This is a genomic window from Empedobacter sp. UBA1574 (assembly GCF_002322895.1).
In the GTDB taxonomy this organism is placed as follows: Bacteria; Bacteroidota; Bacteroidia; order Flavobacteriales; family Weeksellaceae; genus Empedobacter; species Empedobacter falsenii_B.
Window position 1 is genome coordinate 78,259 of the sequence record NZ_DCOI01000037.1, and the last position, 24,581, is coordinate 102,839.

Here is a 24,581-nt window from a genome sequence, read left to right on the forward strand (position 1 = left end):
TCAAACAAAAAAAGAGCTTTTTATAAAGCTCTTTTTTTGTTTTTACCCCAAGTTGTCATCCATTCAAAATAATCTTCTTTGTACGAATTATCATTCAATTGCGTAATAATTTTTTGTTGTTTTTCTTTGTTCAAATCATCATCAATTACAGAAAAGTTTAAGAAAATATCTTTACCAATTAATTTAGAAAAGAAATTTTCATTCTTTAATTCTTCTAAAACTTCGATACATTTTTCATTAATTTTATTCTGAAATTGATAAAACCAATCTTCGTCATCGTCGTGTTCATCAACGATTTCTTTACACATTTGATTGATTTCTTGAAAAGAATTTTCAGCTCCTAAATAATCATATTTCCATTCAGAAGGCTCGTATTTGTAGTAACAAAAATCGTCTTCATCCGAAACTTTTTCCAAATGTTCTACAGAATTTGCCGAAGGATGAATAGCTATTTTCGAGTCGTTATTGCACAAGGCAAAAGCGTAAAGGTCTTGGGAAGGATTTTCGTTATAAATTTTCAAAAAGGCTTGTTTGGTTGATTGCACTAATTTGTTTTTTAATTCATTAAAATCCATTCATTTATATTTTTTTAATCGGTTAAAATTATTTTTTGAAATGTAGTAAAATTCTTTAAATATTAAATCATTGTTAATTTATTTTTTAAAGACAAATTCAATTATTATTCATTTTCTATGTAACTTTTCTGTAATTCACACGTCATTATAGTAAACAAACCTAATATGTCTAAATTATATATACCAATTTTATTATTTGCCTCGACCTCGATTTTTGCGCAACAACAATATAAAGGAAGCTTGCAATATACGAATCAAATGCCTGTTAGTCTAGCAGATGTGATTATTCTGAAAGATGATCAAATTATTGAAGAAATTTCAACTGATGATAAAGGAAGTTTTACAGTTGATTTAGCCGAAGGAAATTATATGTTTCGAATAGAAGAAGCTGGTGTTTTGCTTCATACTCAAACGATTTTATGTGGAAAAAATCAGGATTTAGGCGTTATTATTCTTCCTAAAACTGAAAATATTACATTAAATGAAACAGTTGTAAAGAGTCAGAAAAAATTAATAGAAAAGAAAGTTGATCGACTTGTTTTTAATGCTGATTTAGCGGAGGGAGCAAAAGGCGGAGATGCATTAGATTTGCTAAAATTGGCGCCTCGTGTAAAGGTTGATAATGATGTAGTTTCGATAATTGGTAAAAGTAATTTGCGTGTGATGGTGGACGATCGTTTATTGGAAATGTCTGGTGATCAATTGACAAATTATTTAAAAACGCTTCGTGCAGATGATATTGAGAAAATTGAAGTAATTACAAATCCACCCGCAAAATATCAAGCAATAGGAAATAGTGGAATTCTCAATATTGTACTGAAATCAGGCAAAAAAGACTCGTGGAATGGAAGTTTGTCGTCATCATTGCAACATTATAACAAACCATATTGGAACAATAGTGCATCGTTTAATTACCGAAAAAATAAATGGACTTTAGTTTCGAATATTTTTGGTGGTTTTGGTGAATATGATGGAATTGGACAATCTGATATTTATTTTAGAAAGACTAATGAAGTTTGGACTGAAAGAGAAAAAAATAGTGGAAAAAATAGAAATATTGGCGGAAAATTAGGATTGGATTATAAAGTTTCAGATAAATTGACGACTGGTTTTACGGTTGATTTATATGCTGGAAATCGAAAAGGAACTGGTGGCACGAAAACAACGATAAATAGTTTGGATAAAAATGAATTGTTGAGTTATATTCTGAATGATCGAAATGGAAGCAAAGGAAACACGAAATACAATACGCTGAATTATCATGTGATTTATAAAATGGATACGATCGGAAAAAAACTGACATTTGATTTTGATTGGGTAAATTTTAATAATAACAATACAAGTGTAACTTCAAACCGATTTTTTAATTCAGAAGATGTTGAAAATAAAACAGAATATCAAGGAAATAAAAGTTTGTCCGACCAAAAAGCAAATAATTATAGTTTGAATATTGATATGGAACATCCCGTTAATACTTGGAAACTAAATTATGGTGGACGTTATAGTTGGACGAAAAATAATAGCGATAATTTATTTTACAACACATCTTCTGGGTCGCCTGTTTATGATGAAAAGTTGAGTAATGGTTTTTATTATGACGAAAATATTTTGGCTTTTTATGCGAGTATTGAAAAAGATATTTCAGAAAAATGGTCTGCAAAAGTTGGTTTGAGATACGAAAATACAGATGCAAAAGGTTTTTCTCCGCAAGAAAATCAACATGATACCTATAAATATGATGGATTATTTCCAACCGCTTATTTGATGTATAAACCTGCTGAAAATCATTCGTTAAGTATTAATGTTGGGCGTCGTATTGATCGACCTTTTATGGGACAATTGAATCCGTTTCGTACCATTTATTCTCCTTATTCTTTTGCCGAAGGAAATCCGAAATTAAAACCTTCTTATTCGTATAATTATGAGTTGGAATATGCATACAAAGATTTGGCAGTTACAACATTATATTACAGAAATTCTACGGATGAAATCAATCAAATTGTGGTTGTAAATCCAACAGAAAATACACAAAATTGGATTCCATATAATTATGCTGATTCGGAGAGTTTTGGAATTAGTGAAAATCTAAATTTCAAGCTTGTAAAATGGTGGAAAGTCAATGGAACGATTGATTTGTATTACAAGAAAACAAAAGGAATTATTCCTGAATACAATTATGTATTGGATGGATTTAATGGAGAATTTCGTTTGACAAATAATTTAGAATTGAATAAATCGAAAACATTATTGTTTAATCATACCACAAATTATACAACAAAAACAATTGATGCCATGTCAAGAAGTCGCGCTAATTGGAGTACAGCTTTTGGTTTGAGAGCGTTATTTTTGGATAAAAAATTCGAGGTTTCGTTTAATGTGAACAATGTATTTAAAGATAGAGCTTGGCAAGATCAAAGTTTTAGTAACGATACAAAATTTGTTTATACAGGACAATCCGCTCGCTATTATCGTGTTGGAATTCGATACAATTTCGGAAAATCATTCACAATAGAACAATCAAAAAGTAGTTCGGAAAAAGGAAGATTGTAAATTGTTAAAAATAAACCCCAATATTGATTTAAAATATTGGGGTTTATTTTTTTATTTGATATAAATGACTTTACTTCTTTTCCATTTTATAGAACAATAAAATAACGAAACTAATCGCAAACGAAACGCCCATTGCAAGTGCCGAAGCTTTCATTCCGCCAGAATATTCAATCAATAATCCATAAATAACTAAACCTAAAAATAAGGCAAATTTTTCGAAAACATCGTAAAAGCTAAAATAGGTTGTAGTATCTTCTGTTTCTGGTAATAATTTGGCGTATGTAGAACGTGATAAAGCTTGCAAACCTCCCATTACAAGACCAACCATTGCAGCCATTACGTAAAATTGAGTTTTTACATTAGGATCATTTTTATTAATCAAATAACCAATAATACATGTAATAATCCAGATAAAAATCCCGATTAATAAGGTTTTCTTATTTCCTATTTTTCCTGATAGAAAAGAGAATAACCATGCACCTAAAACAGCTTCAATTTGAATTAATAAAATGGTCATAATCAATTCTGAAGATTCCATTCCTATTTCTGAACTTCCAAACATTGCCGCCATCAAAAAGATAGTTTGCATTGCTAAACTGTAAAAGAAAAATCCAGCCAAAAAAACACGAATATTTTTGTATTGATTAAGATCTTTGAAGGTATGTTTTAAATTTCTAAAACTCGATTTGATGATATCTTTTGGAATTTCGCGATCATATTTGTGGTTTGGTAATTTACTTAATGCAATTTGTCCAAATCCTAACCACCAAATTCCTGTTAATAAGAAACTTATTCGAGTAAACATTGCTTGTTGTTCTTCTGGGGCGAATTGTATCATTGCCAAACAAATCGTCAATAAAATGACAGAACCAATATAACCAAACATATAACCTTGCGCCGAAACTTTGTCCATTTTTTCGTCTGAGACAATTTCTGGTAAATAGGCGTTGTAAAAAACTAAACTTCCCCAAAAACCTATGCTTGCAGTGATATTGAGTAATAAAGCTAACCAAACTAAATCGCTTGATGTAAAGAAAAACATTCCGATGCATGAGAAAGATCCTAAATAGCAAAAAAAGCGAAGAAATTTTATTTTATTTCCGATTAAATCTGCAATTGAAGATAAAACAGGAGACAAAACAATCACAAAAAAGAAAGCAATTGCCAATGAAAAATTGAATGCGGACTCTGGTAATAATCCTAAAAATTTAATTGGGTGATCGTTCGCATCATAGGTCATTAAAGTGTAATAAACCGGAAAAATAGCAGAGGCAATAACTAAAGAATGAACAGAATTTGCCCAGTCGTAAGAAATCCAAGCTCGTATTAGTTTGGGATTATCTTTTGTATTCATAAATTTTTTATAGTAATGTTGGTTAAACTTAAGAATAATTTATCAAAAATAATGTTTCGTAAAAATTAATTGTTCAATCTTCTATTCTTTCAGTTCAAATTTGGTCAGTTTATTGTCTTTGTAACAATAAAACTCATAACTATCTTCTCCAATTCTGAATACTTTTTCGAGATGGATTTTATCGTAATTAGGTAAAATTTCATTGTATTTCTTTAATAAATTTTTAGGTAATTCATTCGGTTGAATTGGACGTTCAATCTCAAATTCACCATCTAACGAATATTCCATCACAAAATCGCTGTTTCGCCATTTTAAAGTGGTTTCATTTTCGTCACCTTTACTTGTTGTTGTAAGTTGAACTTTATCTTCTTGAATGATTTTTTGGGAACTTGTATAAAAAAGTGTAATTCCAGAAATAACCATCGCTGCATAGCCAACTTTTCTGAAAATAAAATCGCTAAAATAAGGTAAAATATATTTGACCGTATAAGAAGAAATAATTGAGGCAATTGCAATCGTCAATCCAAGTAATAATGCGTTCTTTGAGTATAAAGCAAGAACAATATAAATGATTAATTTTATGATATGAAGTATAATTTCGTTGGCAGCTCGCGTTGCAATAATTTCTTCTTTTGTTAATCCATATTTTAAATAAAATCTATTGAATAATAAACCTATTGCTCCTGTTATTCCAGAAACGAATCCAGCTAAAAAACCAACAATGGCCAAAATATATTTTGGTGAAGGTTTTTCTTCATTGTCTTGTTGTTTTTTGTTTAGAAATAATTGTGGAACATTTGAAATCAATAATACAGCTACAATAATTTGTAAATAAATTGGGTTGATAAATTTGATTAAATAAGCGCCCATTAAAACTGCTGGAATCGAAAATGGCACGAACCAAAAGAAGATTTTCCAATGTACAGATTTTCTGAAAGCCGCTATTCGAGAGGCAGAACTTGTAAATGTTCCGATTGTTAAAGAAAAAGGGACTAACGAAGTTGGAATAATAAGATTGAGGATTGGAATTAAGATTAAACTTGCGCCACCGCCACAAATTGCACTTATCCAAAATGCTAAAATAGCTCCAATAAATAGGAGAAAAATAGTAAAAATCATGACCAGAAATTTTATTCTGTTACAAAATTAGGACGATGATTTTAGAAATTAATGCTTAAAGACTTATCTTAAGTAAAACTTAAGAATAAGTAAATCTTAATTGAAAAAGATGATTTTTCGGATAAATTGTTTGCGAAATCTGTTGAAAATTATTTTTTAATAAGGCTTTAGACGAGGCGATATTTTCTTTTTTCACCCAAGCTTCAATCAGCATATATTTTCTCGATTTCAACTCTTTCGAAATCAGATTGATGATTCGTGTTGCGTAACCTCTGTTCCAAAATTGTTCATCAATCGAATAGCCAATAATCGCTTTGTCGTGAACAGGTTGAAACATCACAGTACCAATCAAGGTTTCAGAAGATTTTTCGATAACAGCAAAACGAAATTCATATCCAGAATTCTTTTTTTCTTTATCTCTTTCCAGCATTTTGTACGAATCTTCGATTGTTTTCATTGGAGCGGTTTCGCGGTATTTCATGGCTTTTGCATTCGAATAAATTTCGAAAAGTCGTGCTACATCAGTGTCCAAAAGTTCTCTGAAATAAATTAATTCGTCTTCCATATTTTGGTTTTAAGAATTTGCTTGACGTTCTAATTTTTCAATCAGTAATGCTTTTGCGTTTGTAAGTGCATAATCTTTAGCTTCTGCAAATGAAACGTTATATTTTCGTTTGAGTGATTGAATATCTTTTGGTAAATCGTTTAAAAGTTTATCATAATAAACATCTAACATTTCAGAAGTTGGCATTTTGAAATCAATTTTTAATTGAAATCTTCTCAACAATGCAACATCAATAATATGTGGATGATTTGTTGCGGCTATCAACAACGAATTTTGTGGCAAATAATCAATTAATTGAATTACTGTGTTCACTAAACGACGCATTTCGCCAACATCTTTGTCATCATTTCCACGCGCTTTTCCGATTTGGTCAAACTCATCCAAAAATAGAATTGCTTTTTCACGAGCAGCTTTATCAAAAAGCATTCGAATATTTTGCGAAGTTTCACCAATTCTTGATGAAACAATATTACTTAAATTCAAAATCAATATTGGTTTTCCGATTTCATTTGCAATTGCTTTTGCAGTTGTTGTTTTTCCACAACCTGAAAATCCATGCAACAAAATTTTATTATTGACAGGTAAATTATATTTACTCAATTCCTCTATATATCTATGTTCTTTGATAAGTTGTTTTACTTGAGCAAGATTTTGATCATCTAAAAAAACATCATTCAAAGAAATTTCTTCCTTATCGTCAACAATTAAATCGTAAATATTCATATCAATTTTACTTCAAGACTCAAAAATAAACTATTTTAATCCGAAAGCCGATTTTTAGCACAAAAAAAGCTTCAGATTTCTGAAGCTAAAATTTTAAACCGTCATATGAGAACTGATTGCAATTCTATTCCAAGCATTAATCGTGGTAATTGCAATAATGATAATCGCAATATAATTTTCAGAAAAAAGTGTTAATGCTTTTTGATAAGTTTCTTCTGATAAACCATGTTGACTGATATTTGTAATTTCTTCGGTCATCGCCAATATTACACGTTCTTCTTCTGTAAAAAGTGTCGTTTCTCGCCATGCATTCAACAAAAAAATACGTTGATTTGTTTCGCCTAATTTCATCGCGTCTTTGGTGTGCATATTAATGCAAAAAGCGCAACCATTGATTTGTGAAGCTCTAATTTTAATAAGTTCTAAATGCAATTTATCTAATTCAGAATTTGCTAAAAAATTCTCTAAACCATACATTGCTTCGTAAGTTTTTGGTTCTAATTTTTGAATGTTTAATCGTGATTTCATTTCTTAATTTTTAACTAAGTTCGTCGATTATTTATTCAAAAAAATTAAACTGGTTTAAGAAAACTCTTTCTTTCGGATTTCGCTTAAATATTCGGGTGTGAAGCCTAAATAAGAAGATAATAAATATTGAGGAGCACGTTGTAAAAACTCAGGAAAATTTTTCTTGAAGTGAAGATAAAACTCCTCTTTCGAAAACTCTTTCAAATATTTGGAACGCATTTGAGCAGCAGCATTTGCTTTTTGATAAATTTGTTTGAAATACGAATTGAAAATAGGATGTTTTTCGCATAAAATTTCTTCGTTTGTTTTACTCATTTTCATAATAATTGCATTTTCTACAGCTTGAATATAAAACTCAGAAATTTGTTGATTAATGTAAGAAAACGAATCTGTCAACCACCAATTTTCGATAGCAAAATCAATGGTTTGTTCTACACCTTTTTCATTGATGAATAATAATCGAATACATCCAGAAATAATAAAATAATTGTACGTACAAACTGTTCCAGCTTTATGAATCATTTCTTTTTTCTTCACCGAAAATTTTTCAAAATATTGGACTGAATCGTGAAATTCTTCTTCAGAAATTGAAGTGAAAATTTGAATATGTTTCTTTAACTGACCGAAAGAATTTTCCATTTTATAAGCTTAATATATTTCTCTTTAAAATTAATGATTAGTTTCCGAAAGGACTTAATTTAGTTTAAAATTAATCAGGTTTATAGTCAGAATTTGGAGTGCAATTTGCTTGAAATGAATCGTCGAAAGAACATAAAAATAATCTATAAAGATTTGACATTATTTTTTACTTTTACGAACCAAAAAATAACAATAATATGGCTTCAGGAATATTTGCAATTTTAGATGATATTGCAGCATTGATGGATGATGTAGCGGTTACAAGTAAAGTAGCAGCGAGTAAAACAGCAGGGATTTTAGGAGATGATTTGGCTGTAAATGCTGAGAAAGCAACGGGATTTTTATCTTCGCGCGAAATACCAGTTTTATGGGCAATTACAAAAGGCTCTTTTATCAATAAATTGATCATTGTTCCAATTGTTTTGACACTAAATCATTACATGCCAGAGGTCATAAAATATGTTTTGATTTTGGGAGGTTTTTATTTAGCTTTTGAAGGTGTAGAGAAGATAATCGAGTTTATTTTTCACCGTCCAAAAAAAGGTTCAGAAGTTATTCATGAAGATAAAGTAGAAGATAAGAAGCAAGTCTCGGAAAAATCAAAAGTGAAATCTGCAATTATTACGGACTTTATTCTTTCGATAGAAATTGTGATTATTGCATTGAGTACAGTTTTGGAACAACCAATGTTGACACAAGTTTTTACAGTTTCGTTTATTGCAATTTTAGCAACCATTGGTGTTTACGGGATTGTAACCTTAATTGTTCGTATGGATGATGCAGGTTTTAAACTGATAAAAGCATCACACGACAAAGGAGCTGTTTCTAAATTAGGACATTTTTTGGTTGACGCATTACCTTATGTGATCAAAATTTTAGGATTTGTAGGGACTGTTGCACTTTTATTGGTTTCAGGTGGGATATTTGTTCATAACATCGATTATATTCATCATCATTTACCTACAGCAATTCCAATGATGATTAGCGAAGCTTTGATTGCTTTGATTGCAGGATTATTGGTTGTGGTACTTGTCACAATAGTTAAGAAAATAATAGGTTTAGCTAAAGGTTAGGAGATAGAATAGATTTCGAAAAGAATTGTTAACTATTTCGTATCTTTGAATAAAGATTTACAAATGGCAGATTATATCAGAATTCATCCAGAAAATCCACAAGAAAAAGCGATTGATCAAGTGGTTAAGATTTTACAAAATGGAGGTTTAATTATTTATCCTTCCGATACTGTGTATGGATTAGGATGTGATATTACGAATATTAAAGCAATGGAGAAACTTGCTCGATTGAAAGGTGTTAAACTTGAAAAATCTCATTTTTCTATTGTTTGTAATGATTTAAGCCATTTGTCACAATATACTTTACCAATTGATAACAGTACGTTCAAAATTTTGAAACGCGCTTTACCAGGTCCTTTTACATTTGTCATGAATGCATCGCGCAATTTACCTGTTGCTTACAAAGGTAAAAAAACGGTTGGTATTCGTGTTCCAGATCATGCTGTTCCGCAAATGATTGTCGAAAAATTAGGAAATCCTATTGCTTCAACTTCTATTTATGATGAAGATGAAATTGTAGAATATACAACAGATCCTGAATTGATTTTTGAAAAATGGGAGAAGCTTGTAGATGCTGTCATTGATAGTGGTTATGGAGATAATATTGCGTCTACTGTTGTTGATATGACGGATGGAGTAGAGGTTTTACGTGAAGGTAAGGGTGATATTGAAGATTATTTATAGGATTCAACATTAATTATATAAAACCAAAAAAGGATTTCAATTGAAATCCTTTTTCTATACTAACTAATTGATAAAATTATTTATCAATCGAACCCATTACGCGTTGCATAAAAGTATTGGCAGCAGTACGCTCGTCCAATCCTTCTTCTTCCATCATTTGCTTCATTTCCATAGCTCCACAAATGTTAGAAATCATTTCTCCAATTACTTCTTGTTCTGGCTCCTTTACAGCTGGAGAATCAGCATAAACTTCCAAAACTTCTAAAGCTGTTTCCATTGCTTCAATAGAAACGTTTTTTGCTAAATTCTTAAATACCGGCAACTTCATTGATCAATTCTTTTACAGCATCAATTTTAGACGCAGTTACTTGTCCTACATTTTCTCCTCCTTTGAAAACCGCGAAAGTTGGTAAATTTGGAACTTCAGCTAATTTTCTTGATTCTACTAATTTTTCAGCATCAACATATAAAAACTCAGCTTGACCTTCATATTCAGCCGCTAATTTTTTGAATTTTGGTTTTACTAAACGGCAGTTTCCACACCATCCAGCACCATATTGTACAATTACTATATTGTTATCAGCAACTACTTGTGCTAAGTTATCTTGTTCTAATTCTGCAAACATTTTATTAATTTTTATAAGTTAAAAATTGGGTATAAAAAAGGCTGTCTAAGTGTTGAGCTTAGTGATTTTTATTGAAAATGAATTCGTTAAAATCTCCTGTCAAATTTTTTAGACAGCCTCTTCGTGAATTTTGAAAATCAAAAGATTTTCAAGTTATTTTTAGTGAGAAGCTAAGTAAGAAGCTACACCATCTTTAGTAGCGTTCATAGCATCTTTTCCTTCTTCCCAGTTTGCTGGACAAACTTCACCATATTTCTCAACGTGTAAAATTGCATCTAATAAACGTACATACTCATCGATGTTACGTCCTAATGGTAAATCGTTGATTGTTTCGTGACGAACAACACCATTTTTGTCGATGATGAAAGTACCACGGTAAGCAACTGGAGCTCCTTCAAATTTTAAAGAATCATTTTCTTCATTGTAAACATACTCACCAGCTAAAACTCCGTAATCCATAGCGATAGTTTTTGCTAAGTCAGCAACGATTGGGTAAGTAACACCTTCGATACCTCCGTTATCTTTTGCAGTGTTTAACCACGCTAAGTGAGTTTCTTCTGAATCACAAGAAGCAGCGATTACAACAGCATCTCTTTTTTCGAATTCAGCTAATTTAGCTTGGAATGCGTGTAATTCTGTTGGACAAACAAATGTAAAATCTTTTGGGTAGAAGAATAAAACGATGTTTTTCTCTCCGATTGGCATTGAAAAGTTTTCTACGATTTCGTCTCCATCAATTACTGCTGGCGCTGTGAATAAAGGCGCTTTTTTTCCTACTAATGACATAATTTTAATTTTTTATATTTTGTTTTTTACTTCTCGATTAGATAAAACTTATAATAGTTTTTATCTCTTTTACTGATGCAAATTTAGACTGATATTTTAAACTGTCCATATATTTTCAATTTCAAATATAGATTAAACTATAAATTATATTTATGATATATGATTAATAATAATAATTATTGAGTTAATATTTTATTGAAATTCAATACAACAAGCCTTTTTATCTTACCTCTACGCTAATTTACGAAGATTATTTACCTTAAAGAATGATATTCCTTATGTTGATGATTATTTAAAATGAATTAAATTTTATTTCTATATTAGTAGAATAATAAACACTATAGAATGCTAAAATATTTATTTTTAATACTTCCAATAATTGGATTTGCCCAAGATGCTGTTCGTGTAGAATATGAAGTTCGTCAAGAATTTGATAGAAGTAATTTAAAACAAACATCTGCTAGAATGGAAGAAATGCTTGTCAATTCAGAAAATAAACGATATTATTTTGAGTTATTTGTAAATGCTACAAATTCTAATTTTACAGAAATTGAACGGATCAATAATGAACAAAATCGAGGAACTTCTTTTGGATTGACAACTAATATAAGCGCAACTATTTTTAAAGATTTCAATGCAAAAGAGTTATATGAAAAATAGTATAATGAAACCGAAGTTGTTTATTAAAGATTCAATTCAGTCTTTTCCATGGATTTTGAGTGAAGAAGAATCAACAATTTTAGGTTATAATGTTAGAAAAGCAACACTTATAAATCCAACACAGACAGTAGAAGCATGGTACGCTCCAGATTTAATTTTTCGTGATGGACCTTCTCGTTTTAATGGATTACCAGGTTTGATTTTAAAAATTAAATTCAAATTACCATTTACAAGTGATATGGATACAAATGTTAGTTTTACGGCAATTGATTTAAAACCATACGCAGGGAAAATAGAAATACCAAAAAATACTAAAGTAGTTGAGAAAGAAGTTTTTCAAGAAAAAGCTAAAAAATCAATGAAAGGCAAAAGTAATTACGTTCTCAAGTAGTTGAGAAAGATTAAGAGATAAAACGAAAAAGGTTAGTGAATTCACTAACCTTTTTCGTTTTTATATTTTTTTACTTTTTCCTTTGATATATGTTTTGAAATTTTTTCCATCCATTGAAATTTCAAAAGCTGTGTTAACTTCATTATTTTCGAGTAGTGAGTAAATCAATCTAAATGTAGGTTGATCGGGTTTTGTTTCACTCAGAAATGTAATCGTTTTTTCGGTATAAGTAATCGAATAATTGATAACATGACCTTCGTTATCAAAATAAATGGCTTTCGATAAATTTTTATTTTCATCTAAATAAACAACCAATAAATCATCATGTACGGTCATTTTTTTAGAATCTCGCGAAGGATACTCGGAACGACTTTTTCTAACAATTACATTTTGATCTAATTGATATTCAAAAGAAAAAACACCTTTTCCTTCTCCTGGTTTTCCGTTTCCAATACCTTCCCAATTTCCGATTAACCAATTCCAATTTTGATTTGTTTGTGCAAAACCTAAATTAGAAAAAATAAGGAATAGGAGGAATGTTATTATTTTTTGATTGATCATATTAGATTTTATTAACTTCATTGACATTAATCTGTGTTGTAAATAAACCATAGTTTACAAAAACAATTTCTTTTTTGATTTTATCAATTGTTCCAACACTCGACGAACCATGAATTTTTACTCGATCACCAACTTTCAAAGCATCAATTTTTTTCTGAGTAGCTGCTTTTTCTTTCTTTTCGATGACTTCTTTTTGTTGAGAAATTGTTTCTGAATTTTCTTTTAATTCGCGTTTAACTTCTTTCTCTACAATCTTTTCGATTTTCTTTAATTGTTGAACTTCTTTCGTTTTTTTCGAGTTTTCCATTTCAATTAATTTCAAGAAATTCGAAATCATTTGCTTTTTATTTTTCGTTTTCAAGTAAGAATCCGCCATGTCTGAAATACGTTCTCCAAGTTTCAAACGTTTTTGTTCACGATCATATAATTGCTGAAAATCGTATAGTTTTTGTTGAATTTTTTCGTTTGTTTGTTCTAATTTTTCATTGTGTTCAATATTCGTTTCGCGCAACTCTTCAACATGATCTTTTGTTTTCTGAATCTCAAATTTTTCCTGTTGAAGTTTCAAAATGGTTTTATCCAAACTCACTTTTTCACTTTCAACCTTTTTCTTTGCGCGATTAATCAAACGAAACGGAATTTTATTTTTCTCTGCAACCTCAAATGTAAACGAACTTCCGGCTTGTCCAATTTCTAAACGATAAAGCGGTTCCAAACTTTTTTTATCGAACAACATACATGCGTTGATCGCTTCTGGCAAACTTTCTGCACTCAATTTGATATTGGTATAATGCGTCGTAAAAACACCGAAAGAATTACGTTCATAAAATTCTTCAAAGAAAACTTCGGCCAAAGCTCCACCCAATTCTGGATCAGAACCTGTCCCAAATTCATCAACTAACAATAATGTTTTATCATCAGCATTTTTCAAGAAATACGACATTTGTTTTAGACGATAACTGTATGTTGATAAGTGATTTTCAATGGATTGATTATCTCCAATATCTGTGAAAATTTGATTAAAGAATCCAAATTGACTTTCATCTTTTACAGGAACTAAAAGACCGCTCTGGATCATAATTTGAAGCAAACCAATCGTTTTTAACGTAATTGATTTTCCTCCAGCATTTGGACCAGAAATAATGATAATACGACAATCTTCGTTAATTTCTAAACTCTGCGGAATCGTTTTTTGAGCTTTTCTTTTATTGTTTAAGAATAAAACAGGATGATAAGCATCGACTAATTTTATAATTCGATTCTCAGAAAGTTGAGGTAAAATTCCATTAATCAAAAAAGCATAATTTGCTTTCGCTTGTGTAAAATCGATGTATTCTAAAAACGTTTGATATTCTTCAAGATTTGGTTTGTATTCTGCAATTTGAGCAGTTAAATCTAATAAAATCTGAATAACCAAATGTTTTTCTTCTTCTTTTAATTCTTCCCATTCACGACGAGGATTTTGTACACTTTCTGGCTCAATAAACGTAATCGATCCAGTTTTAGAAGTACCTAAAAATTGCCCTTTCACACGTTTTCTCAAAGCAGATTTAACGGCCAAAACGCGACGATTTCCAACAACAGATTCACGAATGTCATCCAAATAATCCGAATGATAAGACATCGATTTATTGAATAATTCGGTAATTCGTCCATTCAAATGACGCAAACGATCGCGTACAATTTTCAGTTCAGGACTTGCGTCGTCCTTGATTTCTCCAAATTTATTGAATACTTGATCGATTAATTTTATGATATTTTTTTCGTAAGTAATCGTTGAAGCTTTCTCAAACAAAACAGGTGCATATTCGTTGAAAGCTGTCAAATATTTCAAGATTTCTTTCACTTGAAGCGTATTTGCCTTGATTTTGAAGAATTCTTCTGCAGGCAAATAATAATTCTCAATTTCTAATCGGTTTAGATTTTCATCTAAAATATAATATTCTGAAAACGGAAAACGATTTCCCGTCTCGAAACTTGTTAAATATTCGTTTGTCGTTTGTAGATCTTGTACCAAAAGTTGGTGATCCTGATAAGGTTTTAAGTTAAAAATAAGTGCCTCAACCTTTTCTGTATAAGCAAATTCTGCGATTTCTTTTTGAACCGCATTAAATTCTAAATCTTTTAAAGTTTGTTCTGATATTTGCATTAACGCAAAATTACGGATAAAATTTCGACAAATTCAAAATCATAAAATACTTTGAAATCCGTGATTTTTTATGACCGATCAAAGTGAATGACATTAATTTTGACCTTATTAATATATGTCATTTGATCTGTGTTAGTATTTGCTTTGCTACTTCTGAAAACTGATTTTTTAGTTTCATTTGGTTTTAAATCAATAGTTAAAGTTTCGGAATTGATTGTCGGATTTGGATTTTTAAATTCAAAAGTTAATTTAACTTTTACTGAAAAATCCTTGTTTTTATTCTTCACTTCAGTGCTTATGTTGTATGTTCGGTCTGCATTATATATCATATCTGTATTCAAAACTTTTATATTATTTTCAATTTTCCGGCCTAAATCATAAGGATCATCATCAGCAAAATCTATACAAGAATTTAGTATAAAAAAGGGAATTAGGTAAAGAAACTTTTTCATAGAGGTTAAAATTGGTTAATTTTGTTTCTGTATAAATATATGAAAATGGATGTGAAATTAGATGCTTCTTGGAAAGAAGTTTTAAAGAATGAATTTGAAAAAGATTACTTTAAAATATTGACAGATTTTGTACGAAATGAGTATGAAACAAAAACAATATATCCTCCCGCATCCAAAATATTTTCTGCATTAGATTATACGCCTTTTGATGATGTTAAAGTGGTTTTGATTGGTCAAGATCCTTATCATGGGATTGGACAAGCAAATGGTTTGTCTTTTTCGGTTGTCGATGGAATTAAATTACCTCCAAGTTTGCAAAATATTTATAAAGAGTTGAATGATGATTTAGGAATAAGAATTTCTACTTCTGGAAATTTGGAAACATGGGCTAAACAAGGTGTATTATTATTAAATGCAACATTGACGGTTGAAGCTTCTAAGGCAGGTTCGCACCAGAAAAAAGGTTGGGAAATATTTACAGATGCTGTAATACAGAAGCTTTCTGATCAAAAAGAAAATTTAGTTTTTATACTTTGGGGAGCTTATGCTCAAAAAAAAGGAGCAAAAATTGACCGAAATAAGCATGTTGTTATAGAATCTGCTCATCCTTCTCCATTAGGAGCTTACAGAGGTTTTTGGGGAAGTAAACCTTTTTCGAAAACTAATAATTTTTTGAAAAGTAAGAATCTACAACCTATAAATTGGGAAATCAAAAGTAAATAATTTACATCGCCATAATTTTTTGTAAATAAGAATTAAAAGCTGTTGGGGTGTTTACGTTTATATACGGAACTTTTTCGGTTATTTTTTCTTTTAGAATAGTATAAGTAGCTACAAAAATGGTAACATTTGGAAGATTTTTCGTGATTGATTCGAGATAAATTTCAAGAGAAGTGGAATCATAATTTTTAGAGATATAAATAAAAATATGTGTTATTTGAGTATTTTCAATACATTCTAAAATAGAATTTAAACTCTGATTTTCCCCTAAATAAATTCCTTTTTCGTTATTAATTTTTAAAAGAAGATAGGTATAAATTAATTCTAAATCTTCATTTTCTTTTTCAGGTAAAAATAAAAGCCATTTACGAGAATTTTGATCTGAATATGGAATTGATTTAATCAAATAAAAAAGATGTTTTCTAATTAGGTTTTTAGAAAACGAAATAACCGATTCTTGAATAGTATACTTTTCCATAATGATAGACATTTTGCTTAAAAAAGGAAAAACAATATCTATACAACATTTTTCGATTCCAATTTTATTGAAACAAAGTGTAAGAATAGCGTCAAAGAAACGTGTATCATATGAAAAACAAGAACAGATTAATAACACAATAATTGGTTCATAACTTTTGTTTTTCTGGATATAATTTTGAATTTCAAATTCGGATAAAATTTGTATTTCTGAAAGTGATTTTACACTTAAATTTTCTACTGTATATTTTTTGTTTGATTCAATTAAAAAAGAAATAATAATAATTTTTTTTAAGTGATCGTGGTTAAATAATGAATTTTTATCAATCTTATCCTCGTTAAACAATTTGAACTTTTTATCCCATAAAACAATTATTTGTTCATCTAGTCTTGACAGATCTGATAGATCTTTTAGAGAATAAGTATTCATAAGTAGAATTCTAAAATAGTTCTCTTTAAAGTTAATAATATATTGTAAATAAATCAATATAAACTATAGTGATTTATTAATAAAACATCAATATTTTACTGAATATGATAATTTCATCTGCACGAAAAACATTGAAATTTATGTTATCTTAGCAAGAGTCATAAAAAATCAAAATCACAAATAAATGTCACAAATTACTCAAGAAGAAAAGAAAGAAAAGTTTGTACATCCAATACAAGAAGTATACACTCCTAAAAACAAAGTACGTATTGTAACTGCTGCTGCTTTGTTTGATGGGCATGATGCGTCGATTAATATTATGCGTCGCATTATTCAAGCAACGGGTTGCGAGGTAATCCATTTAGGTCACGATAAATCGGTTGAAGATGTTGTAAATACTGCGATACAAGAAGATGCAAATGCAATTGCAATGACATCTTATCAAGGAGGTCACAACGAATATTTCAAATATATGTACGATTTGCTTCAAGAAAAAGGAGCGGGTCATATCCGCATCGTTGGAGGTGGAGGTGGAGTAATTTTACCGTCAGAAATTAAAGAGTTGATGGATTACGGAATTACACGTTTATACTCTCCTGATGATGGTCGCGAATTAGGTTTGCAAGGAATGATTAATGATATGGTGGAGAAAGCAGATTTTCCGACAGGGCCATTAGAATTGCCAGAAGGAAAAGATGTTTATCAATCATTAGAAGATAAAGATATCACGACGATTGCGCGACTAATTTCGTTGGCAGAAAATCGTGAAGAAGATTTTTTGAAGGCATTTGATTTCGATAAAGTAGCTGATAAATCTGCACCGGTTTTAGGAATTACGGGAACAGGAGGAGCAGGAAAATCGTCTATGGTAGATGAATTAGTGCGTCGTTTTTTGATTGATTTTCCAGAAAAATCAATTGCTTTGGTTTCTGTCGATCCATCAAAAAAGAAAACGGGTGGTGCTTTGTTAGGAGATCGTATTCGAATGAATTCTATCAACAATCCTCGTGTTTATATGCGTTCGCTGGCTACTCGTCAATCAAATTTAGCGTTATCGAAATATGTGGAGGAAGCGATTCAGGTGTTGAAAGCTGCGAAATATGATTTGATTATTTTAGAAACTTCTGGAATTGGTCAGTCAGATACCGAAATTTTAGATCATTCTGATGCTTCATTGTATATCATGACGCCAGAATTTGGTGCTGCAACGCAATTAGAGAAGATTGATATGTTAGATTTTGCTGACATTGTGGCGATTAATAAATTCGATAAACGTGGTGCGTTAGATGCCTTACGCGATGTAAAAAAACAATACCAACGTAATCATAATCTTTGGGATATAAATCCTGATGAAATGCCTGTTTTTGGAACAATTGCTTCACAATTTAACGATCCAGGAACCAATCAATTATACCAATCAATCATTGATAAAGTGGTTGAAAAAACAAATGCAGATTTGAAATCTTCTTTTCAAATTACAAAAGAAATGTCAGAGAAAATCTTTGTTATTCCACCATCAAGAACGCGTTATTTATCAGAGATTGCTGAAAATAATCGTGGATATGATGTTCGTGCAAATGCACAGAGAGATGTAGCTCAAAAACTATATGGTTTCTTTAAAACAATTGAAACACTTTCTGGAAAAAAGCCAACAATTTCTCAACACGGAATTGATATTTCTGGAACTGAAAATGCAGATTTAGTTAAAATTCTTTTAGCTGAATTTGATAAATTAAAAATGAATTTAGATCCTTTCAACTGGGAAGTAATCACGACTTGGGACGAAAAGGTAAACAAATATAAAAATCCAGTTTATACATTTAAAGTGCGTGATAAAGAAATTAAAATTCAGACACATTCTGAGTCTTTATCGCATTTACAAATCCCTAAAATTGCATTGCCAAAGTACGAAGCTTGGGGCGATATTTTACGTTGGGTTTTACAAGAAAACGTACCGGGTGAGTTTCCTTTTACTTCGGGATTATATCCATTTAAACGTGAAGGTGAGGATCCAACGCGTATGTTTGCGGGTGAAGGTGGACCAGAGCGTACCAATCGTCGTTTCCATTATGTATCGAAAGGAATGCCAGCAAAGCGTTTGTCTACAGCGTTTGATTCGGTAACTTTGTATGGAAATGATCCAGGTCATCGTCCTGATATTTACGGAAAAATTGGTAATGCTGGAGTTTCGATTTGTTGTTTAGATGATGCGAAGAAATTATATTCTGGTTTCGATTTATCACATCCAGCTACTTCGGTTTCTATGACGATTAACGGTCCTGCGCCTATGTTGTTAGGTTTCTTTATGAATGCCGCAATTGATCAAAATTGTGAAAAATACATCAAAGAAAATGGTTTAGAAACTGAAATTGAAGCAAAAATCAAAGCTATTTACGAAGACAAAGGTTTGGAAAGACCTCGTTATAATGGCGATTTACCAGAAGGAAATGATGGTTTGGGGTTAATGCTTTTGGGTGTAACTGGTGATCAGGTTTTACCTGCAGAAGTTTATGCTGAAATTAAGAAAAATACGTTAGCTCAGGTTCGTGGAACTGTTCAGGCAGATATTTTAAAAGAAGACCAAGCACAAAATACGTGTATTTTCTCAACAGAATTTGCGTTGCGTTTAATGGGCGATGTGCAAGAATATTTCATCAATCAAAATGTACGTAATTTTTATTCGGTTTCTATTTCGGGTTACCATATTGCTGAAGCAGGAGCGAATCCTATTACGCAGTTAGCGTTTACGTTAGCTAACGGATTTACGTATGTTGAGTATTATTTATCTCGCGGAATGGATATCAATGCGTTTGGGCCAAACTTATCGTTTTTCTTCTCCAATGGTATCGATCCAGAATATTCAGTAATTGGTCGTGTGGCGCGTAAAATTTGGGCAAAAGCCTTGAAAAATAAATACGGAGCTAACGAACGTGCACAAATGTTGAAATACCATATTCAAACTTCGGGTCGATCGTTACACGCGCAAGAAATTGATTTCAACGATATTCGTACGACGTTGCAAGCTTTATATGCGATTTACGACAACTGTAACTCGTTACATACCAATGCGTACGATGAAGCAATTACAACGCCAACAGAAGAATCGGTTCGCCGTGCAATGGCTATTCAGTTGATTATCAATAAAGAATTAGGTTTAGCGAAGAACGAAAATCCAATTCAAGGTTCATTTATAATTGAAGAATTAACGGATTTAGTAGAAGAAGCAGTTTTACAAGAATTTGATCGTATTACAGAACGTGGTGGCGTTTTAGGAGCGATGGAAACGATGTATCAACGTTCTAAAATTCAGGAAGAATCATTGTATTACGAAACATTGAAACACAACGGAACGTTCCCAATTATTGGTGTAAATACGTTCTTAAGTTCAAAAGGTTCGCCAACAGTGGTTCCTGCGGAGGTTATTCGTGCAACAGAAGAGGAAAAACAATTTCAAATTAAAACTAAAGAAAACTTGAATAAAATTAATGAACAACAAGCTGAAAGTGCATTAGAAACTGCACAACAAGCGGCTATTAACAATCAAAATATTTTTGAAGTGTTGATGGAAGCAACCAAAGTTTGTTCATTAGGACAAATCACTTCTGCCTTATTCGAAGTAGGCGGACAGTACCGTAGAAATATGTAATTTTTTTATTAATAATACTTTAACAGCCTCATCTTTTGATGGGGTTGTTTTCTTTTAAAAATACTTATAAACTAATATGAAAAAAAATGTAATTGTAGCTTTATTCACCTTGTTAGCAATGCCAAGTTTTGCACAAAAAGTTTTACATACCAATGAAAAAATGCTTGAAATAAAAGTAAATGGTAAAATATCAAGCAAATCTTGGGCTATTAATTCTAAAATTAAGCCAGATGTTTTTATGGCAGAAGTTTCAAATGAAAAGAGTGAAGTGATTTATTCTGATGGAAAGAATAATCTTTCTTTTGATTTAAAAAAAGGTGAAACGATTGATTTTTTAATCATTCAGAATAAGAAAGATACCGCTTATCAACGTATTATTGGAATTGCACCTAACGTAAATTTTACAAAAGATTATATCAATAAATATAAAGGAAAAACTGAAGTTGCGATTCCGGAAGTGAGTGAATTGGTCAATATTTTAATGGCTTTGCATCCCGATGCTGAGAAAGAAATTAATATGTTTGACACCAAAACAGAATATTATAAACAAGTAAAAGAGTACTTTAAGCCTTATTTGAATCATCCTGCGATAGATACGATTAAAAAATATATTACAGATTTACAGTATATTGAGGATTACAAAGGAAATATGTTTTCTAATACAAGTTATCGCTATTATTATGCCTTGAAAATGAATGCTTGTGCATATAATTTTGATAAAAACGGAGAGATTAAAAATAATGGAAACATAGGTCAAATGGCAAAAGGCTGGTATACGTTTGATCCGATGAAAGATGCAAAAGTGTTCCAAGATTTTGCAAAAGTGAGTAATTTTAGAGTATTCTATAAGAACAACCAACCGTATTATACAGAACTTTTGCAAAGGTATAATCAATTAAATCCAATTCAGAAAATGCAAAATTGGTTGGATAAAAAGTTCGGATTTGGTTATGGTTCATACGCAGTATATTTTTCGCCGTTAATTTATGGAGCGCATTCTACATCGCGTTTTGAGGATAACGGATTTACACAAACTATTATGTTCATTGCTCGTGCAGATTTTGATTCAAAATTGACTCCTACGCAAAATGAATTGTTAGAATCACGTGTTGTATTTACTGAAATCGATCATAATTATGTAAATCCTGTTTCTGATAAATATGTGAAACAAATCAATGAAGCATTGTCAAATCGTAAAAAGTGGGCGAAACCTACAATAACTGATATGTATGAATCACCTTACAAGGTTTTTAACGAATACATGACTTTTGCTGTTTATATATTATATGTTCATGATAATTATAGCAAAACAGATTTGGATAAATATTTGCCAGAATTGAATGGAATGATGAGTAATATGAGAGGTTTTGCGAAATTTACAGATTTTAATCAAGTAATGCTTGCAAAGTACAAAGAAAATCCATCAATTAATATGACTGATTTATATGAATATATGCTTGATTGGTGTAAAAAAGAGAATGAAATAGATTAGTTTTTTATACAAATAATAGATTTTTTTAATTTCAAACATGAAAAATTTCCTACTCAAAAAAGATATACAAATTTCTGCAAAACGATATTTTATCGATGCAATGGGCGCAATGGCTTATGGTTTATTTGCGACTTTATTGGTTGGTACAATTTTGAAAACTATTGGTGAAGAGTTAGATATTTCTTTTTTAACTGATATTGTTTGGCCAGTTGCGAATCAAGCGACAGGACCTGCGATAGCATTGGCTATTGCTTATAGTTTACGAGCACCTCAATTGGTGTTATTTTCGTCAGCAGTTATAGGAATTGCAGCATATCAATTAGGTGGACCTTTAGGTGTTTTTATAGCGACAATTGTAGCGGTTGAAGTGGGAAAAATGGTAGCAGGCGAAACACGTATAGATATTGTAATTACACCGATTATTACTGTTTTGGTTGGAGTAATCTTAGCACAAATCATTGGTCCTTCTGTTCAACAAATGATGAAATGGATTGGTGAAATAATTATATTTTCAACCGATTCTAATCCTTTGATAATGGGAGTTGTAATTGCTGTAATTGTCGGTATGGTTTTGACTTTACCAATTTCATCAGCTGCTTTGTGTCTAATGTTAGAATTAGACGGTTCAGCAGCTGGAGCTGCAACAATAGGTTGTTGTGCACAAATGATTGGATTTGCTACAATCAGTTTTAAGGATAATGGTTTGAAAGGTGTTTTAGCACAAGGATTAGGGACAAGTATGTTACAGGTTCCGAACATTTATAAAAATTGGAAAATTTGGATTCCACCAACTTTAGCTTCAGCGATTATAGGTCCAATTGCAATTATTTATTTCAATATGGAAAATACAGCTCTAGAATCGGGGATGGGTTCTTGTGGTTTGGTTGGACAAATAGGAACTTTCAATGCTATGAAATCTAAATATGATACTTCATATATTTTAACTTCAATATTAATTTTGCAAATCATTGCTCCAGCAATTATTTCATATTTAATTTACATTTTCATGAAAAAGAAAAACTGGATAAAAGATGGTGATATGAAGTTGAGGTAAATAAAAAATCGGTTGGATAATTCCAACCGATTTTTTATTTAGTTTATACAATATTGATTATTGTAATTTCGAAAAATCAATTTGTGGTGCAGTTTGTTTGTTATCAAACTTGAAAGCTGTTCCAGGTTGTTCAATTTCATTAAAAAAGCCTCCCATCTTCAAGAAATATCCAGTAGATGTTGTTCCTCCAGTTGCATCAATACGTTGATTTGCTTTATAAGTTGCATCAACAGTTAATTTTGCTCCATTTACTTTTTTCCATTCTCCATCATAAACCCATTGATTGTTGAAGTTTACTTTTCTAGTTAAGTAACCTTGTGTTGGCATAAAATTTTATAGGAAAGAGTGAAATCTTTTTAGGTATGTATTTGTTTTAGGGCGTTTAAAGCTTGCGATGATTTGCCAATTATTCGTTTCTGGCATAAAAAACCAAGCTGTATAAGTTGTCGAATTATCACCATTTGGAACACCTTTCAATAAGAATTTATACGTTGTATCGGCTTTCCAATTGTATTTCATATAACTTTGTCCACCAGAACCTTCGTTACCGAATTCTCCTGTTTTCACATTGTCTCCTTTCTTTAACAAAACGATTTTTTCATCATCAGGAATACTTTTTGGGTCATCAGTTACGAAAGGACTCCAAACTGAAAACAAAATACGTCTTTCCGTTTGTGAATTAGCTTGAATTCCGAAATATCCTTCTCCAAAACCGTTTGCCATATAATAAGAACCAATTATATCAGCGTCTTTTGGTACAACGATTTCATTGTAGTAATATGAAACATTTTTCTCTGTAGGGATTTCGTAAGCCAAATGGCAAGAAGGTCCACGTCTCGCCCAATAATAGTACTGCGGATCGTTGCTATAAATAATTCCGTTGTCTACTGCAGTTCCACTAACTATCAAATCTGTAATAGGGATTTCGCCTTTCAATCCGCTTAAATCAACAGAAACATAACCCGGTTTTGAAATAGCGAATGTACCTACAGAAATAGTTTTATCAGTAGATTTCCAATTGTATTTTTTTGTTTTTTTATTGAAACCAACATTTAATTGAGCGTCATTTTTAGCTTCACCCTTTAATTGAATATTAACATTTCCAGTTCCTAAAACTTTGAAATACGTTTTTGTTACATTTTTAGTTTGTGGAGAAATTAAAGCATTCACTTTTGTAACTGTAGAAGATGATCCTTCTTTATGACCGACTTCAAAAGCATTTCCAACCAAAGGAATGTCATAAGTTTTTGTTTGTTGTGCGATTACATTTCCTCCAACCAAAACGGAAAGAGAGAATAAGATGTAATGAATTGTTTTCATGGTGTTA

Annotated in this window: 23 protein-coding genes and 1 pseudogene; 9 read left to right on the top strand and 15 right to left on the bottom strand. The window is 30.9% G+C overall.

Annotated elements, in window-relative coordinates; all coding sequences use genetic code 11:
• Window positions 1–20: 20 nt before the first annotated feature.
• Window positions 21–575, bottom strand: coding sequence for a DUF4303 domain-containing protein (locus B3578_RS12690; RefSeq protein WP_084106915.1), 555 nt, complete (start codon window positions 573–575; stop codon window positions 21–23).
• 165 nt (window positions 576–740) lie between these two features.
• Between B3578_RS12690 and B3578_RS12695 the strand changes: the two genes are divergently transcribed.
• Window positions 741–3,125 (top strand): outer membrane beta-barrel family protein, encoded by a 2,385-nt coding sequence (locus B3578_RS12695; protein ID WP_291049202.1) that lies wholly within the window; start codon window positions 741–743, stop codon window positions 3,123–3,125.
• A gap of 70 nt (window positions 3,126–3,195) precedes the next feature.
• Here the strand turns inward: B3578_RS12695 and B3578_RS12700 are convergent, their stop codons facing one another.
• The 6 genes from B3578_RS12700 to B3578_RS12725 all read right to left on the bottom strand — a co-directional run bounded on the left by B3578_RS12700 (window position 3,196) and on the right by B3578_RS12725 (window position 8,053).
• Window positions 3,196–4,479 carry an MFS transporter gene (locus tag B3578_RS12700; RefSeq protein WP_280061172.1) on the bottom strand — a complete coding sequence of 428 codons (1,284 nt, stop codon included), beginning with the start codon at window positions 4,477–4,479 and terminating at the stop codon, window positions 3,196–3,198.
• 81 nt (window positions 4,480–4,560) lie between these two features.
• A complete protein-coding gene (locus B3578_RS12705) occupies window positions 4,561–5,598 on the bottom strand; it encodes a sulfite exporter TauE/SafE family protein (RefSeq protein WP_286495183.1) in 1,038 nt (345 codons plus the stop codon).
• A gap of 79 nt (window positions 5,599–5,677) precedes the next feature.
• Window positions 5,678–6,163: a GNAT family N-acetyltransferase gene (locus B3578_RS12710; protein ID WP_286495182.1), complete on the bottom strand. Its 486-nt coding sequence runs from the start codon at window positions 6,161–6,163 to the stop codon at window positions 5,678–5,680.
• Between the two features lie 9 nt (window positions 6,164–6,172).
• Window positions 6,173–6,886 carry an AAA family ATPase gene (locus B3578_RS12715; protein WP_115000956.1) on the bottom strand — a complete coding sequence of 238 codons (714 nt, stop codon included), beginning with the start codon at window positions 6,884–6,886 and terminating at the stop codon, window positions 6,173–6,175.
• 93 nt (window positions 6,887–6,979) lie between these two features.
• The gene (locus tag B3578_RS12720) at window positions 6,980–7,414 is read right to left on the bottom strand and encodes a carboxymuconolactone decarboxylase family protein (protein WP_291049208.1); all 435 of its coding nucleotides are present in this window, start codon (window positions 7,412–7,414) and stop codon (window positions 6,980–6,982) included.
• 54 nt (window positions 7,415–7,468) lie between these two features.
• Window positions 7,469–8,053, bottom strand: coding sequence for a Crp/Fnr family transcriptional regulator (locus B3578_RS12725; RefSeq protein ID WP_291049211.1), 585 nt, complete (start codon window positions 8,051–8,053; stop codon window positions 7,469–7,471).
• A gap of 197 nt (window positions 8,054–8,250) precedes the next feature.
• Between B3578_RS12725 and B3578_RS12730 the strand changes: the two genes are divergently transcribed.
• Entirely contained in the window at window positions 8,251–9,126 is an 876-nt protein-coding gene (locus tag B3578_RS12730; protein WP_115000953.1) for a DUF808 family protein, read from the top strand.
• Window positions 9,127–9,189: 63 nt separating this feature from the next.
• On the top strand, window positions 9,190–9,810 hold the full coding sequence (locus tag B3578_RS12735; RefSeq protein WP_219034359.1) for an L-threonylcarbamoyladenylate synthase: 621 nt from the start codon (window positions 9,190–9,192) through the stop codon (window positions 9,808–9,810).
• Window positions 9,811–9,886: 76 nt separating this feature from the next.
• Here B3578_RS12735 and B3578_RS12740 read toward each other — a convergent pair whose 3' ends face one another.
• From B3578_RS12740 to B3578_RS12750, 3 genes are all read right to left on the bottom strand, one after another.
• Window positions 9,887–10,138 (bottom strand): DUF6952 family protein, encoded by a 252-nt coding sequence (locus tag B3578_RS12740; protein ID WP_038336694.1) that lies wholly within the window; start codon window positions 10,136–10,138, stop codon window positions 9,887–9,889.
• Window positions 10,119–10,436 carry a thioredoxin family protein gene (locus B3578_RS12745; protein WP_286495177.1) on the bottom strand — a complete coding sequence of 106 codons (318 nt, stop codon included), beginning with the start codon at window positions 10,434–10,436 and terminating at the stop codon, window positions 10,119–10,121. The genes B3578_RS12740 and B3578_RS12745 overlap by 20 nt, the downstream gene beginning before the upstream one ends.
• 159 nt (window positions 10,437–10,595) lie before the next feature.
• Entirely contained in the window at window positions 10,596–11,222 is a 627-nt protein-coding gene (locus B3578_RS12750) for a peroxiredoxin (RefSeq protein ID WP_038336698.1), read from the bottom strand.
• Window positions 11,223–11,567: 345 nt separating this feature from the next.
• Between B3578_RS12750 and B3578_RS12755 the strand changes: the two genes are divergently transcribed.
• Both B3578_RS12755 and B3578_RS12760 read left to right on the top strand, forming a co-directional pair.
• A complete protein-coding gene (locus B3578_RS12755) occupies window positions 11,568–11,882 on the top strand; it encodes a hypothetical protein (protein WP_291049221.1) in 315 nt (104 codons plus the stop codon).
• Window positions 11,872–12,273 carry a GLPGLI family protein gene (locus B3578_RS12760; RefSeq protein ID WP_291049224.1) on the top strand — a complete coding sequence of 134 codons (402 nt, stop codon included), beginning with the start codon at window positions 11,872–11,874 and terminating at the stop codon, window positions 12,271–12,273. Before B3578_RS12755 ends, B3578_RS12760 begins: the two co-directional genes overlap by 11 nt.
• 60 nt (window positions 12,274–12,333) lie before the next feature.
• On the opposite strand, the gene B3578_RS12765 is transcribed toward B3578_RS12760, so the two are convergent.
• The 3 genes from B3578_RS12765 to B3578_RS12775 form a co-directional block, all read right to left on the bottom strand.
• Window positions 12,334–12,855: a hypothetical protein gene (locus tag B3578_RS12765; protein ID WP_291049227.1), complete on the bottom strand. Its 522-nt coding sequence runs from the start codon at window positions 12,853–12,855 to the stop codon at window positions 12,334–12,336.
• Window positions 12,836–14,983 carry an endonuclease MutS2 gene (locus B3578_RS12770; RefSeq protein WP_291049232.1) on the bottom strand — a complete coding sequence of 716 codons (2,148 nt, stop codon included), beginning with the start codon at window positions 14,981–14,983 and terminating at the stop codon, window positions 12,836–12,838. The genes B3578_RS12765 and B3578_RS12770 overlap by 20 nt, the downstream gene beginning before the upstream one ends.
• Window positions 14,984–15,051: 68 nt before the next feature.
• Complete coding sequence (locus tag B3578_RS12775) at window positions 15,052–15,435, bottom strand: DUF5004 domain-containing protein (RefSeq protein WP_115000084.1); 384 nt, start codon at window positions 15,433–15,435, stop codon at window positions 15,052–15,054.
• A 45-nt stretch (window positions 15,436–15,480) separates the two neighbouring features.
• Between B3578_RS12775 and B3578_RS12780 the strand changes: the two genes are divergently transcribed.
• Entirely contained in the window at window positions 15,481–16,158 is a 678-nt protein-coding gene (locus B3578_RS12780) for a uracil-DNA glycosylase (protein WP_219034364.1), read from the top strand.
• 1 nt (window position 16,159) lies between these two features.
• Here the strand turns inward: B3578_RS12780 and B3578_RS12785 are convergent, their stop codons facing one another.
• Window positions 16,160–17,062, bottom strand: coding sequence for a hypothetical protein (locus B3578_RS12785; RefSeq protein ID WP_291049235.1), 903 nt, complete (start codon window positions 17,060–17,062; stop codon window positions 16,160–16,162).
• Window positions 17,063–17,246: 184 nt separating this feature from the next.
• Between B3578_RS12785 and B3578_RS12790 the strand changes: the two genes are divergently transcribed.
• The 3 genes from B3578_RS12790 to B3578_RS12800 all read left to right on the top strand — a co-directional run bounded on the left by B3578_RS12790 (window position 17,247) and on the right by B3578_RS12800 (window position 23,254).
• The gene (locus tag B3578_RS12790; protein WP_291049238.1) at window positions 17,247–20,708 is read left to right on the top strand and encodes a methylmalonyl-CoA mutase family protein; all 3,462 of its coding nucleotides are present in this window, start codon (window positions 17,247–17,249) and stop codon (window positions 20,706–20,708) included.
• A gap of 76 nt (window positions 20,709–20,784) precedes the next feature.
• The gene (locus B3578_RS12795; protein ID WP_291049241.1) at window positions 20,785–22,200 is read left to right on the top strand and encodes a DUF4932 domain-containing protein; all 1,416 of its coding nucleotides are present in this window, start codon (window positions 20,785–20,787) and stop codon (window positions 22,198–22,200) included.
• 37 nt (window positions 22,201–22,237) lie between these two features.
• Window positions 22,238–23,254: a PTS transporter subunit IIC gene (locus tag B3578_RS12800; protein ID WP_125350329.1), complete on the top strand. Its 1,017-nt coding sequence runs from the start codon at window positions 22,238–22,240 to the stop codon at window positions 23,252–23,254.
• A 57-nt stretch (window positions 23,255–23,311) separates the two neighbouring features.
• On the opposite strand, the pseudogene B3578_RS12805 reads toward B3578_RS12800, so the two are convergent.
• Window positions 23,312–24,574 (bottom strand): annotated as a pseudogene (locus B3578_RS12805) (DUF3472 domain-containing protein).
• Window positions 24,575–24,581 lie beyond the last annotated feature (7 nt).